Raw genomic sequence first — 13,908 nt, 5'->3', positions numbered from 1 at the left:
CCCCGCGTCCGTTGCACCGGGCGATGGGCACTGCGGTCCCGCCGTTTTCCATCGGATGAGATTCGGGATCCTGATGGCGATCGCCCTGCTCGGCATCGGGAATCTGGGTGCGAGTGCCGCGCCAGCCCCGGGCTCCACCGATTCCCCGGATATGGCCAACCAGCTGACGGCGGAGGGGCGCTACGCCGAGGGTGCCGCCGCCTACGACGCATTGACCGCGGGTGGACGCACCTCGGCGGCGCTCGAATACAACCGCGCGCAGGCCCGATGGAAGCTCGGCCAAACCGGTAGAGCCTGGGCGCATGCCCGGCTGGCCGGGCGAATGGATCCGCGGGATCCGTCCATCCGGCGGGCTCTCGCGCAGATCGCCACGCGCGTGCCTTCGGGATCCGATCGCGCCGCCTCTGCCGGCGTGCTCCATCGGCTCACCCTCAATGAGTGGGCCGTCCTTGCCCTGGCCGCGATGTGGGTGTGGGGCCTGCTCCTGATCTGTGGATTGTCGCGTCCCGTCTGGCGGGATCGCTGGAGGCGCACCGTCTGGGTCGCCGGGACCGTGGCGGTGGGCCTGTCCGTCCTGATGCTGGCCGCCCTCTGGAGCCGCTGGCGCGAACCGGACGCCATCCTGCTCCGTGCGGATGTCCCGATCCGGGTGAGTCCGCTGGAGGAAGCGCGGACCGCCTTCCTGCTTCCAGAGGCATCAGAACTCCGGAGCCGGAACCGGCGGGGCGACTGGGTGATGGTGGAAGAGCCCGGGTCGGGTCGCTTCGGCTGGGTGCGCCGCGACGACGTTTACGTGCTGCCGCTGCTCTGACCCCGGAGGCAGGCCTTTCAGAAGACGCCGGGGGCGTCGAAGTCGCGCCCCTCGGCGACGATCTGGCGCATCTGCCGGAACCACCATTGAGCCCGGCTCCGGCTCCCCGCGGGCGGGACGGCAGTCCGGACCTGTGGCCGCCGGGGGGCCGATGAGGCGGGCGGGGGCACCACGAGACCGAGATTCAATTGGGATTCGCCGCGACCGGACCGCACTGCGGAGGTCACGGCGGGCCGGGAGGATTCCGCGGGCAGCAGGACGTTTCTCATGGCCCCACTCTCGGGGGGTGGGTCAGACACCAGTGGTCTCACCCGGCGGGTTTCGCGCGGGTGGTTGGGGCGGGCCCGGAAAATCCGGCCATGGCATGCAGCCGTCTTCATGAGGGTTCGACGGCGGCGGCGGGGAGAATGTTCGTTTCAGGCGGGTTGCGCCGGACGGGCCACGAGGTAGCCTGCGGCGCCATGGCAAAGGAACTGGAACTCGCGCTGAAGCCCGGCGACCCCGCGCCGGCCTTCACCGCCACCGCGACGGACGGGACGCAGGTGTCCTTGTCCGATTTCACCGGGAAATCGGTCGTCCTCTATTTCTACCCCAAGGATGACACTCCGGGATGCACCAAGGAGGCCTGCGGGTTCCGGGACATTTACCGGCAGATCCAGAAGCGGGGCGCCGTGGTCCTCGGCGTGAGCGTGGACCCGGTGAAGTCCCACCAGAAGTTCACCGATAAATTCCAGCTGCCGTTTCCCCTTCTGGCCGACACCGATCACCGGATGGTTTCGGCCTACGGGGTTTGGGGGGAGAAATTGTTCATGGGGCGCAAGTATCACGGCACCCACCGGGTCACCTTCCTGATCGGCGCGGACGGCCGGATCGTGAAGATCTGGCCGAAGGTGAAGCCGGAGGACCACCCCACCGAGGTGCTTGAGGCCCTGGGCGGCCCGTGAAGCCGTCCTCCCGGCGCTTGGTGAGGGCGCTCCGGCGGTCCACCGGCGTGTCGGGATCGCCGTCCAATTTGGTGCCGTCCCGACTTTGACACCCGGTGCCATTCGTTCCTATCCTGCCCCGTTCGCAGTCCATTACAGAAAACCTCAATACCATGCCCATCGCCGTTGGATCTCAAGCCCCCGATTTCACCCTCAAGCGCAAGACCGGAGACGCCCTCGTGGACGTCAAGCTTTCCGAGAATTTCGGGAAGAAGAACACGGTGCTGCTGTTTTTCCCCCTGGCCTTCACTGGGGTCTGCACCCAGGAAATGTGCGACATCACCGCCGGCCTCTCGCAGTATCAGTCGCTCAATGCCGAGGTGATTGCCATCAGCGTGGACAGCCCGTTTGCGCAGGAGGCGTGGGCAAAACAGCACAGCATTTCCATTCCGATCGTCAGCGACCTCAACAAGACGGTCACCCGCGCCTACGACGTGGTGTTCCCCAACCTCGCCGGGGTCGGCGACACCTCCGCACGCGCGGCGTTCGTCATTGACCGTTCCGGGGTGGTGAAATATGCGGAGCAAACCCCGACGCCGAAGGACCTTCCGAATTTTGAGGCGGTCAAGGCCGCGCTGGCCCAGCTTCAATAGGATGGATGGCCCGATTCCGTGGGCGCCGATTTCAGACCGGTCACGCCTTCAGCGCAGCGCCTCCAGCAGCTCGCGGAAGGCGCCGTGCAGGAGGAAGGCCGTCTCGGGGCCCACGGAGTTGATCTCCCCGTAGGGAGCCCGCTCCGCGCCATACAGGAATGGGGGGCGGGTATCCCACTGGGACTTGGGGATGATGTAGCCCAGCTCATCATTCGCGAGCCCGAACACGAACTTCACCCGGCCCGGCATGAGGTCCCGGATCGGCGGCACCTCCAGGGGCTCGATGTCGAAATCCCCTCCGGGTGCGCGGACGATCCCCCCGTTCACCAGCTCGGGATAGATTTCACCGGGAATGCAGGCGATGGTCGCGTCCCCCACCCGGATCGCGGCGACCTCGGATCGGATGTGCATCCATGGGCTGTGTCCGCGGTCCAGCAACCCGAGCATCCCGGCCAGCACGAAATTCCGGTTGTCCAGCGGCAGGTGAACGGTGCGGGCCTGGACCGCGATCGGCACCTCGGCGGTCGGTGCGGCATTTGAGGAGGCCACGGCCCGGAGCAGACGACGAACCAGTTGGCTGCCCAGCGCCCGGGTCTTCTCGTGGGAGGGGGCCTTGAAATCCGCCTCGAGGAACGGATCCCGTACCGTGACCGACGGCGAGGTCGTCATGAGCCCGCCGACGGCGCCGTTGACGAACAGATGGGTGCCTCCAAGTCCGGGGGCGTGGACCGTTGTGCCGTAGCGGATGCCATGCTCCAGTCCGTCGCGGAGCACGCCGCAGAAATCGGCGGTGATTTCGGTGTTTCCCGACCACGGGGTCTCGGGGTGATTGGCCCATCCCACCAGGGAGCCGAGCACGGTTTCCGTTCCGGCCGCACGGAAGAGCATCAGCCTCAGGTCGGGATCATACACCAGGGGCGTGCGGGTGTCGGTCAGCAGGCCCTCCGGATCGAGGGGAATTTCGTACAGGCCGAGGGTTGCCGGCTGCAGGGCTCCCACCGCCTGGGTCAGGCTGGTGACCGCGGCCGTGAGCACGCGCTCCCGGTACTCCGGGTTCACGCCGCTGTGGAGCATGTCGGGCCCCCACAGGCCCATGAGGTCCGGGGTCGCATGGTTGTGGGTGGCGCAGACCACCGTGTAGTGCAGCCCCAGGGATTCCGGCAGCCGCTCACGGATGCGCAACACGTCGTCGTGGAAAATGCCGATGGAATCCAGGGCGACGATGCCCAGCCGCGTGTTGCCGTCGTCCAGGACCAAGGCCACCACGAAAAGGTCGTCATGGACCCCGGTCGCGGCGCGTCCCTGGTCGAAGCCCGCCAGCCAGACGGGCGGCTGGTTGCTGCCGACTGGAGGCGTGATGTTCACGCGGCCAAATCCCGCACGCAGAGGCTGCGTCGCGCCGGGATCACGCCGGAGATCCAGGGAATGCCCGGGAAACCGGTCCCGGAACACCCATGCGGCGCGGCCAAGCCCCAGGACCAGCCCCAGCAGCAGGAGAACCACCAGGCCCAGAAAGGCCTGTACCAGAAAGCGCATCGCGGGGGACTTCATCGCCGGCTCAATAGGACTCCTCGGTGAGCACCACCTTGCCCCGGAACACGTAGTAGATGGATGCCGTGTACGCGAGCACGATGGGGACACCCACCAGGGCCACGTAGAACATGAAATTCAGGGACTTCGCCGTGGCGGCGCCGTTGTGGATGTTCAGGCTGTTCGCGGCGTCCGGACGGGAGATCACCAGGTTGGGGTACATCGTGGCTCCGAACAGGAGCATCAGGGAGACAATGGAGAGGCAGGAGGCAAGGAATGCGGATCCCTCCCGACCACGGCGCAGGGCGCGGGGAATGCCCAGGGTGATCAGGATCGAGGCCGCCATGAGCAGGGACAGATACGGCATGCGTTGGACGAGGACCTCCCGCAGGTGCAGACAGGTGAGGACGGTCGTCACATTGAGCACCAAGAAGCACGCGAGGTAGGCGGGAACGGTCCGCTGGGCCCATTCCCTCAACCGCTCCTGCAGTTCGCCCTCCGTCTTCAGAATCAGGTACAGGTTCCCGTGCATGACCATGAGGGCCACGGTGGTGAGCCCCACCAGCAGCGCATAGGGATGCAGCAGGGCGATCAGACCGCCGTCGAAGTTGCCCGTTGCGTCGAGGGAAATCCCCCAGACCAGGTTGCCGACCGCGACGCCGATGAGCAGGGCGGAGGTGACGCTGCTCACGGCAAACGCCGCGTCCCAGAAGCGGCGCCAGCGACGCCCGGGGCGCTGGCTGCGGAACTCGATCGCCGCCGCCCGGAAGATGAGGGCGAAGAGCAGCAGCATGAAGGCGTCGTAAAACCCCGAAAACACCGACGCATAGACGTTCGGGAATGCCGCAAAAAGAGCGCCCCCCCCGGTGACCAGCCACACTTCGTTTCCGTTCCAGATCGGGCCGATCGCATTCAACAGGATCCGGCGGTCGCGGTCGTCAGGAACACACCACAGCAGCGGACCGGTACCCAGGTCGAATCCGTCGAGCACGGCGTAGCCCGTGAGGAGAACGCCCACGAGCACAAACCAGATGGTGTTTAAGTCCATGGCGTCAAATGCCGGTCTGGCGTCCGGAGCGATGCGACAGCGGCAGGGGCCCCGTCGGCGGACCCCCGCCCGACGGGACCGGACCCTCGCGGATCTTCTTCAGCAGCAGTGTCACGAAGAGGATCGAGAGCACGGCATAGATCGCCAGGAAGAGGAGGATGGAGGTGAGGACCTGCGGTGCCCGGACCACGGGGGACACGGCATCTCCGGTCTTCAGGACTTCGTACACCACCCACGGCTGACGGCCCATCTCGGCGGTGAACCATCCGGCCTGCAGGGCCAGTTGGGCCATCAGCGGCGCCGCCAGCAACGAGATCAGGAACCAGCGCACTTCCGGACGTTCCACCGCCCAGAGCCGCCCGGTGCGCCACCACAGACAGGCCAGCAGCGCCTGCCCCGTCAGCACCGAACCGAGGGCGATCATGAGGTGGTAGGTCTGGAAGAGCACCGGCGCGTTGGGCCAGTAGCGCGGACGCAGCCGCGCAATCTCGGCGTCCGAGGCCCCGGGATGCCGGGCGCGCAGCAGGGCGTCGGAGGGCAAGTCTTGAAGCCCCGTGACCACGGTGTCCCGGGCGCGCAGCGGATGCAGGAAGTCACCCGAAACCAGGACGCTCAGCATGCCGGGTATGCGAAGGGACCGTTCCTCGATGCCGGTGATCTCCCCCGAGGCATCGCGACGCCAGCTCACCCAACCCACCAACCCGAGGGAAGCGTCGGGGCCGGTGGTCGCAAGACCCTCCATGGCGGCGAGCTTGGTCGGCTGGTTTCGCGCGACACCGCGGGCCGTCGAATCTGCGGCAATCCATTGGAGCACACAGGCCACGGTCGCGAGGACAACGCCGATTTTCAGGGAGATGCGGGCATGCTCCGGGTGACGTCCCCGCAGGCACCACCAGGCGCTGATGGCGACCACGACGAACGCCCCGGTGATCCAGCAACCAATCACCGTGTGCGCAAGGCGGTCCAGGGTTGAGGGGTTGAGAATCGCCTCCCGGAAATTGTCAACCACGGCTCGCACATGGCCGAGGTCTTCCGGTTGCACCACATAGTCCGGCGGCAGGCGGATCTCCCGAAGCTCGAACGGAACAGCGCCAAGATCGGTGGCGACGGGGAACTGCCCGCCGTCGGCGGTCACCTTCATCATCCGGGCGAGGTGATAGCCGGCCGGGGTCTGCATCCATGAATTGGCGACAAGAATCCAGATGGCGCTGAAATGCGCTCCCAGGGCCACCATGCAGGTGGAGAACAAATGCATCCGCGGGCCGATGCGGTCCCACCCGAACAACAGCAGCGCCAGGAAACCCGACTCCATGAAGAAGGCGTACAGTCCCTCGATTGCCAGCGGACTGCCGAAGATGTCCCCGACAAAACGCGCGTAACTGGCCCAATTGGTCCCGAACTGAAACTCCATCGGGATGCCCGTCGCCACCCCAATGGCAAAGATCAGCCCGAACACGCGCGTCCAGAACCTCGCAAGATCCAGGTACAGCGGATTCCCGGTGCGCACGCGCAGGGTTTGAAGCACCACCAGCACGAGTCCCAGACCGATGGTCATCGGCGGGAATACGAAGTGAAACGAGATCGTCAGGGCAAACTGGATCCGGGACAGCGTCTCGACGTTCATCGGGAAACCAGGTGGTCAGAAATCACCGGCAAAGACGCTCCGAAAGGTGGGCCGGCCACCGGGACGCAGCGGGGGATCGAAGGCGGGAACGGTGATGGCAGATGTCCGGGTCCCGCGTTTCATCCGGCGCGAAGGCTACCGGCCATGGAGGAAACGGTGCCAGTGGAATCCTCGAAGGTTCTCAACGGCCTGCGACCCTCCCGGCGCCATCCGTAAGCGCCTCCCGCCTCCGGTCTGCCGCCCCCGGTCTGCCGCCCCCGGACGGCCCCCCATGCTCCGCCGCCGGTCGAGCGTCCCATCCGCAAATGGGGGACTGCATCCGGCAACCGTGGAATACCAATCGCCTCCGGTGTCCCAAGTGCCGCAAAGCCGGGCTGCCGACCGCCGCCCTGCGTCCGGAGGGAATTTGCAAGAATGTGATTCCAGTTCGTCACTGAGCCGACAGACGATGGGTCGCCTGTCCCATTCGTTTCCTTTGGATGTGCCCAACGGACTCGACCGGGCGCGCCGAATGCAGTCCTGTCCATCGCTTCCGGATTCAGCCCCCTTGATTTTGCCGCGACCGGACCTGGGGCGCTTGCCCGACCTGCCCGTTCGCGGCTCAATGGCCGGGCATGGCGGGATCTGAGCAGCGACGTTTGGCAGAGGACAGGGCGCGGGAGAAGAACTGGAAGCGCTGGGGGACCTACCTTTCCGAGCGCCAGTGGGGCACGGTGCGCGAGGACTATTCGGCCCATCAGGACAGCTGGGAGGCCTTCACCCATGATCAATCGCGCAGCCGCGCCTACCGCTGGGGCGAAGACGGCTTGATGGGCTGGACCGACCGCGAATGCCGCCTCTGTTTTGCCCCGGTCCTGTGGAACGGCCGGGACGCGATTCTCAAAGAGCGGCTTTTCGGACTCAGCGGCCGGGAGGGCAGCCACGGGGAGGACGTGAAGGAGTGCTACTACTACCTCGACGCCACGCCAACCCATTCCTACACCAAGGGGCTCTACAAATATCCGCACGCGCGTTACCCCTACACCGAACTCGGAAACGCGAATGCCGGGCGCGACAAGGGTCTGGGTGAAGTGGAATTGGCGGACCTTGGCCTTTTCCAGGATGACGCCTACTTCGACGTCCTCCAGGAGGTTGCCAAGCGGAGCCCCAACGACCTGCTCTGGAAGATCACCATCACCAATCACGGCCGGGAGACCGCCCCGCTTCATGTGCTGCCGAGCATCTGGTTTCGCAACGTCTGGAGCTGGCCCGGCGTCCACAAGGGGAGCCAGCGGCGCCCGACGCTGGAGTTCGATCCGGCTGTCGGGGCGATCCGGCTTCATCATGAGGAATTGGGTGAGCTGCTGTTCCACAGCGAGGCCGAGGGAGCTTCCTCCGGGGGCGACTGGCTGTTCACCGAGAATGAGACCAACCGGGCACGCATCTTCGGATCGGAAGACGCCTCACCCTACACCAAGGACGCCTTTCACCGTCATCTCGTGGATCACGAAGCCGATGCGGTGAACCCCGGCCGACGCGGGACCAAGGGCGCGGCCCATTGGATGTTCGAGATCCCGCCCGGAGCCAGCGTGGTGGTGCGGTGCCGCCTGCATCCCGTGGAGGAGGACAATGCCATCGGGGGACTCGCCCGCTTCGAGGAGACCCTGTTGGCGCGGATCGCGGAGTGCAACGAATTCTACAAGGAGGTCCTTCCCGACCTGATCAACACGGAGGACGCCATGATCTGCCGGCAGGGTTACGCCGGCCTGCTTTGGACCAAGCAATACTACGAATTCATTGTCCATGATTGGATTCATGGCCACTCCGACGAGCCCTCCCGGCATGAGTCCCGCCTGCACGGACGCAATCACGATTGGGGCCACTTCTTCGCCCGCGATGTCCTCTCCATGCCGGACAAGTGGGAATACCCGTGGTTCGCCGCCTGGGACACGGCCTTTCACATGGTGCCGTTCGTCCGGATTGATCCGGACTTTGCCAAGAGCCAGCTGCTGCTCCTCCTGCGCGAATGGTACATGCACCCCAACGGGCAGCTCCCCGCCTACGAGTGGAATTTCTCCGACGTCAATCCCCCCGTGCATGCCTGGGCCGTCTGGCGGGTCTATAAGATGGCCGATCCCAAGGGCCGCCGGGATCTCGATTTTCTCGAGAAGGCCTTTCAAAAGCTGCTGCTCAATTTCACCTGGTGGGTGAACCGCAAGGATGTGGAAGGGCGCCATGTTTTCGGCGGCGGATTCCTTGGGCTCGACAATATTGGCGTGTTCGACCGTTCCCGTCCGCTCCCCGGCGGCGGGCGCCTGCATCAGGCCGACGGCACCGCCTGGATGGCCTCCTATTGCCTGCTCATGCTTTCGATGTCCATCGAACTGGCCCGTCATCGCCCCCCCTACGAGGATATTGCCTCGAAGTTCTTCGAGCATTTCGTCAACATCACGGACGCGATCAATGCGCTTGGCGGTCACGGACTCTGGGATGAGGAGGACGGCTTCTACTACGACCAGCTCATCATTGACCATCAGCAACCCATCCCCCTCAAGGTCCGATCCCTGGTGGGCCTGCTTCCGATGATCGCGGTGGCCGTCCTCGATCAGGAGACCATAGACGCCCTGCCCGGCTTCAAAAAGCGGATGAACTGGTTCCTGGAGAACCGACCCGAGTTGGCCAAGTACGTCAGCTACGGGGACCGGGGCATCGGCACCGAAGACAACCGCTCCCTGCGCCTGCTGGCCATCCCCTCCCGACAACGGCTCCGCCGCTGTCTCGAGCGCCTCGTGGACGAGGACGAATTTCTCAGCCGCTTCGGCATTCGCTCCCTCAGCAAGATCCACGGGCAGGCTCCCTTCCGGTTCCGGCACGGGGATGAGGACCACGAAGTTCGTTATGTTCCGGGCGAGAGCGACAGTTGGATGTTCGGTGGCAATTCGAACTGGCGTGGCCCGGTGTGGTTTCCCGTAAACTACCTCATCGTCGAGGCCCTCGAGCGTTATCACCATTTCTACGGCGACTCGTTCAAGATCGAGGCTCCCGCCGGCTCGGGTCACGAACTGGCCCTGGATCAAGTGGCCGACCTCATCAGTGAACGACTGATCTCCATCTTCCAGAAGGATGCGCAGGGTTACCGGCCCTGCTTCGGTGGTGGCATCGCCCGGCGCTACGACGACAACCCCACCTGGAGGAACCTCGTGTTGTTCCATGAGTATTTCCATGCCGAAACCGGCGAAGGCCTGGGCGCCAGTCACCAGACCGGCTGGACATCCCTGGTGGTCCGTCTGGTCCGCGAGCGCGCCGAGAAACTCACCGACCACAATCTAGCGTAATCGGAGAGGGCCGGGGTTCGGTGCGGGAGCCGATCCGGCATTCTGGGACCGACGGAGGGCGGCGTCCTTGAGGCGGAAGCTGCGGCCGGTGGTCTGGATGATTTCGGCGCGGGGGTGGAAGCGGTCAATGATGGCGGTGACGGCGGGGATGTCGTGGAGCCGTCTCCCCCATTTCTTGAAGAGGGGCCGTTGGACGTCATGGCGGTGGACGGGTTTCGTGTCGCGCAGTGCGATCTCCGGCAGCCATTCGCCAGCCTGGGGCGGGGGGGTTTTGATGCCGAAGTCGTCCGGGACGAGGAGGTCGGGTTTGAGCCAGCGGGTGAGGGGGCACCGGGCCCCGCCGGCGGTGGTGTCGGCGGGGAGGGTGCGGACCAGGTCGGAGGTGGAGACGTGAAGGACGAAGTGACCGGCGTTGATGGCCCGGTGGCCCGGGACCCCGGCCAGATGGTTCTTGCCGACACCGGGGATTCGAGTCCGCAGCGGATTGAGGTTGACGCGGCTTCCAGGGCGCAATTCCATGATCGAATATGGAGGGGCAGTGAAACCAAGGCTCCATCTCCCGGTGCAGCGTCAAAACCAATTCACAGCCATCAGTCAATATGTGGACACCTGATCGCTTCGCCCGGATCGGGCCATTGGGGGTATTGCTCAGTTTGTTCCTGTGGGCCGTGCCGGCTCCGGCGGCCGGGCTGGATCGTCCGAGCATCGCCTCGATCCGGATCGAAAGGACCGAAGTCATTGTGATCGTGGATGTGCCCGGCGGCGTGAGCAAGGTGACGCTGGAGGGCCGTCCTCGCCTGGGCGCGGGCGCGTGGGAGCCCAAGGCCGTGCAACGGTTGGATGGCTCGGGTGGCCGGCTGTCGTTCCGCCTGCCCGCCTCGGCGGCGATCGAGTTGTTGCGCGTGCGGGGCGACCCCACCGAGCGGCTCCCCGCCTCGTTCTACCAGGGCACAAATTCTTTCGCCGGTTTGGGAGGTGGAGGTGGGGCCGAGACCGGCGGGTTCCCTTACCCCACCACGGATGCGACCACACCCGATCGCAACCAGGGTTCCACGGATGCTTCCCGGGGTGTCGCTGAATCCGACATCTGGCAGCTCCGGGGAAGCACCCTCTATTTTTTCAATCAATCCCGGGGCCTGCAGATCATTGATCTGAGCCAGCCGGATGATCCGGTCCTCCGGGGCCAGCTTGATTTGCCCGCGGTCGGCGAGCAGATGTACGTGTTGCCGACGGGGCAGGCGGTGTTGCTGGTCCGCAATGACTGCGCGTATTCCGCTGCGGGGCAGGCCACGAGCGAGATCCACGTGGTCAACGTGGAGGACGGCATGCCGTCCATCGCGGCCTCGGTGCCCGTGGAGGGCACCATTCAGGAGAGCCGCATGGTGGGGGACGCGCTGTATGTCGTTTCCCAACAGTACCGCCTGCGCCGGGCGAATGGTCAGGACGTGTACGAGTGGGGGTCGGTTGTTTCCTCGTATGACTTGTCGAATCCGGCGCAGCCGCAGGCCAGATCCTCCCTCTGGCACCCCGGCTGGGGGAACGTGGTCACGGCCACCGACCGGTTTCTGTTCGTCGCCACGCAGGACCCCGGCCATTGGTGGCGATCGGTCGTTCACTGCGTTGATGTGTCCTCGTCCGACGGCACGATGAAGGCGCTGGCTTCGATCAGGTCCGACGGCCGTGTGCCGGACAAGTTCAAGATCAACGTTCGGGGCGACGTGCTGACGATCATTTCCGAGAACTGGAACACCAGTGGTCGCGGGGTGTTTACGTCCCTTGAGACCTTTTCGCTGGAAAACCCGGCAGCGCCGGAGCGCCTCGGACAGCTGACGCTGGCGCGCGGCGAACAGCTTCACGCCACGCGTTTTGATGGCGACCGGGTGTACGTGGTCACCTTCTTCCGGATTGATCCGCTTTGGATTGTTGATCTTTCCGATCCGCGCGAGCCGCGCGTTTTGGGCGAGCTGCACGTCCCCGGCTGGTCCACCTACATTCATCCGTTGGGCGACCGGCTCGTGAGCATCGGCATTGATGACGCGAATGGCTGGAAGGTGGCCGTTTCGCTCTTTGATGTGAAGGATCCGGCCAGACCGGCCCTCCTCGACAAGGTGGCCCTGGGCGAAAGCCATTCCTGGAGCGAAGCCAACTACGATGAGAAGGCATTCGCCGTCCTGCCCGACGCCGGCACGATCCTCGTCCCCTACCAGGGCGACCAAAGCGGCGGATACGCCAGCCGGGTGCAGATCATTGACCTGGGGGCCACAACCCTCCAGGCGCGCGGCACGATCGAGCACCGGATGCAACCCCGGCGTGCGACCGTTCTGGGCGACCGCATCGTCTCGGTGGACGCCCATGAACTGGTCGTGGTGGATGCCACCCACCGGGACCAGCCCGTGGTGAAGGCACAACTCGAACTGGCCTGGCCCATCAACAAGGTCCTCCTGAGCGGAGATTACCTGCTCGAAATCTCGCAGGACACGGGCGGCTGGTTTGGTGGCACCGTCAAGAATGCCATCCGGGTGGCGCGCGCCGAGGCTCCGGACGCAACGATGGATCAGATCAAGTTGGAATCGGACGATCCCATCCTGGGCAGCACGGTCCGCGACAACAAATTGTTTCTGCTCCAAGGCAGGTCCGCGTGGCAGCAATGGGTCGCACCCGCGGCCGGGGAGGGAGAGGCCACCCTCGTCCTGCACAACGGCCGCTTGATCCTAAGCGCCTTCGATCTTGCCCGTCTGCCGACGGTGAGTCCGCTGGGCACGACCCGTCAGGAAACCGGGGAAACGTTCCACGGCGAATTCCAGGCGCTCTGGCCGAAACCCGACCTGATCGTCTGGTCCGGCGGCGGCGGTCACTACGGGTTCTGGGATATCGGGATGCCCGGCCGCGGCATCGTGGGCGATACCCTCTGGCGGCCGTGGGGCGGCAGTGGCAGCGGACTGTTGCTGGCGGCGGACGTCGCGGCGGCCGCCGCGCCGCGCTTTGTCAGCACAACGCGTGTGGATGGCGGCAACTGGTGGTCCTTCAGCGATGCGTTTGAGGCCGACGGAATGGTCTATCTCAGCCACCAGGCGTCGGAATTTCTCGAGGGCGTGATCGTCCCGGGTCAAACCACCACCGGCCCCTCGACGACCGCGCTGGATCGCGACGCCGGCAAGGAAGTTCCCGTGCCCGGACGGCCGGGGGTTTGGGCGACCCGCCATTATCTCGACGTGGTGGACTATGCCGATCCCGCCAGCCCCACCGTGCGCAAACCGGTCAACATCCCAGGCACCCTGCGCGGCCTCTCGCATGACGGCGCGGTGCTCTACACCGTGGGCGTGCAGTGGCGTTCCGACTGGACGACCGACTGGAACGAGTGGCTGGCCGCCAGCGCCTACGACGGCGTCTCCGCATCCCTCATCCATTCCATGCCGCTTCGGGAATGGCCCCATCCGTTGCGGGTCCACGACGGGCACGTCGTTCTGGGCCGCGGGCCGACCGATAGAACCCCGGCCGTCCTTGAAGTCTGGACGCTGGCGGACACCGGGCGATTCGGGTTGCTCCACGCGACCGTGTTGGAACGTTCCGTCCACGAGTTGGAGGTATTGGGCTCGCTCCTCGTCGCGCAACAGGACCGCCAGATTTCCCTCTTCGATGCCAGCAATCCGGAAATGCTTCGTCCTCTGGGGACCGGAGCCCCCAAGGGATGCCTGTGGTACCCGTTGAAGCATGCGGACGGCGATGTCCGGCGCGGTCTGTGGCTGCCCTTGAACGAGTACGGGGTGGACTTCATCCCCGTCCAGGCTGGGAACGGACAACGCGGATTCAACCCGGCAAACCTGCCGTGATTTCCGGGGGTTCGGGCCGATCGGCTCGCGCTTCGATGCGCAGGACTTCAACCGCCGTCTTCGCCGAGGGGGACGATGGGGTTGCACCTAAATTCGTGGCGTTTCTTGATGAATCGGTCCCATTTTGAGCATTATCAGGCGCCGGCGGGTTGCTGTGGCGGATGGTGGCCCCCAT

The 13,908-nt window shown here is 65.4% G+C and carries 10 protein-coding genes; 5 read left to right on the top strand and 5 right to left on the bottom strand.

Translation table 11 applies throughout. The features are described from left to right. Positions 1-55: 55 nt before the first annotated feature. Positions 56-811: a hypothetical protein gene (locus KF791_06755; GenBank protein MBX3732279.1), complete on the top strand. Its 756-nt coding sequence runs from the start codon at positions 56-58 to the stop codon at positions 809-811. Between the two features lie 17 nt (positions 812-828). Here KF791_06755 and KF791_06750 read toward each other — a convergent pair whose 3' ends face one another. Then, positions 829-1,080: a hypothetical protein gene (locus KF791_06750; GenBank protein ID MBX3732278.1), complete on the bottom strand. Its 252-nt coding sequence runs from the start codon at positions 1,078-1,080 to the stop codon at positions 829-831. 192 nt (positions 1,081-1,272) lie between these two features. On the opposite strand from KF791_06750, the gene bcp reads away from it, so the two are divergent. Both bcp and KF791_06740 read left to right on the top strand, forming a co-directional pair. Continuing rightward, positions 1,273-1,755, top strand: coding sequence for a thioredoxin-dependent thiol peroxidase (bcp, locus tag KF791_06745; protein ID MBX3732277.1), 483 nt, complete (start codon positions 1,273-1,275; stop codon positions 1,753-1,755). A gap of 152 nt (positions 1,756-1,907) precedes the next feature. Further along, the gene (locus KF791_06740) at positions 1,908-2,387 is read left to right on the top strand and encodes a redoxin domain-containing protein (protein MBX3732276.1); all 480 of its coding nucleotides are present in this window, start codon (positions 1,908-1,910) and stop codon (positions 2,385-2,387) included. A gap of 48 nt (positions 2,388-2,435) precedes the next feature. Here the strand turns inward: KF791_06740 and KF791_06735 are convergent, their stop codons facing one another. The 3 genes from KF791_06735 to KF791_06725 are packed head-to-tail and all read right to left on the bottom strand — an operon-like array spanning position 2,436 to position 6,589. After that, complete coding sequence (locus tag KF791_06735) at positions 2,436-3,938, bottom strand: hypothetical protein (GenBank protein MBX3732275.1); 1,503 nt, start codon at positions 3,936-3,938, stop codon at positions 2,436-2,438. A 7-nt stretch (positions 3,939-3,945) separates the two neighbouring features. Continuing rightward, positions 3,946-4,965: a cytochrome d ubiquinol oxidase subunit II gene (gene cydB / locus KF791_06730; protein ID MBX3732274.1), complete on the bottom strand. Its 1,020-nt coding sequence runs from the start codon at positions 4,963-4,965 to the stop codon at positions 3,946-3,948. Positions 4,966-4,969: 4 nt separating this feature from the next. After that, positions 4,970-6,589 carry a cytochrome ubiquinol oxidase subunit I gene (locus KF791_06725; GenBank protein ID MBX3732273.1) on the bottom strand — a complete coding sequence of 540 codons (1,620 nt, stop codon included), beginning with the start codon at positions 6,587-6,589 and terminating at the stop codon, positions 4,970-4,972. 614 nt (positions 6,590-7,203) lie between these two features. Here KF791_06725 and KF791_06720 point away from each other — a divergent pair. Then, positions 7,204-9,903, top strand: a complete 2,700-nt coding sequence (locus tag KF791_06720) for a glucosidase (protein MBX3732272.1) — start codon at positions 7,204-7,206, stop codon at positions 9,901-9,903. Here the strand turns inward: KF791_06720 and KF791_06715 are convergent. Then, a complete protein-coding gene (locus tag KF791_06715; protein MBX3732271.1) occupies positions 9,895-10,422 on the bottom strand; it encodes an ATP-binding protein in 528 nt (175 codons plus the stop codon). The genes KF791_06720 and KF791_06715 overlap by 9 nt on opposite strands. Positions 10,423-10,502: 80 nt before the next feature. Between KF791_06715 and KF791_06710 the strand changes: the two genes are divergently transcribed. Then, positions 10,503-13,733, top strand: coding sequence for a beta-propeller domain-containing protein (locus KF791_06710; GenBank protein ID MBX3732270.1), 3,231 nt, complete (start codon positions 10,503-10,505; stop codon positions 13,731-13,733). Positions 13,734-13,908: the final 175 nt, after the last annotated feature.

Source organism: Verrucomicrobiia bacterium (assembly GCA_019634635.1).
GTDB lineage: Bacteria > Verrucomicrobiota > Verrucomicrobiia > Limisphaerales > UBA9464 > UBA9464.
This window is presented reverse-complemented; position numbering and strand designations above follow the sequence as displayed.

Excerpts from the sequence above, each read along its gene's own strand:
- KF791_06755 (MBX3732279.1), top strand. The coding sequence starts at position 56 with ATGAGATTCGGGATCCTGATGGCGATCGCCCTGCTCGGCATCGGGAAT.
- KF791_06750 (MBX3732278.1), bottom strand. The coding sequence starts at position 1,080 with ATGAGAAACGTCCTGCTGCCCGCGGAATCCTCCCGGCCCGCCGTGACC.
- bcp (MBX3732277.1), top strand. The coding sequence starts at position 1,273 with ATGGCAAAGGAACTGGAACTCGCGCTGAAGCCCGGCGACCCCGCGCCG.
- KF791_06740 (MBX3732276.1), top strand. The coding sequence starts at position 1,908 with ATGCCCATCGCCGTTGGATCTCAAGCCCCCGATTTCACCCTCAAGCGC.
- KF791_06735 (MBX3732275.1), bottom strand. The coding sequence starts at position 3,938 with ATGAAGTCCCCCGCGATGCGCTTTCTGGTACAGGCCTTTCTGGGCCTG.
- cydB (MBX3732274.1), bottom strand. The coding sequence starts at position 4,965 with ATGGACTTAAACACCATCTGGTTTGTGCTCGTGGGCGTTCTCCTCACG.
- KF791_06725 (MBX3732273.1), bottom strand. The coding sequence starts at position 6,589 with ATGAACGTCGAGACGCTGTCCCGGATCCAGTTTGCCCTGACGATCTCG.
- KF791_06720 (MBX3732272.1), top strand. The coding sequence starts at position 7,204 with ATGGCGGGATCTGAGCAGCGACGTTTGGCAGAGGACAGGGCGCGGGAG.
- KF791_06715 (MBX3732271.1), bottom strand. The coding sequence starts at position 10,422 with ATGGAATTGCGCCCTGGAAGCCGCGTCAACCTCAATCCGCTGCGGACT.
- KF791_06710 (MBX3732270.1), top strand. The coding sequence starts at position 10,503 with ATGTGGACACCTGATCGCTTCGCCCGGATCGGGCCATTGGGGGTATTG.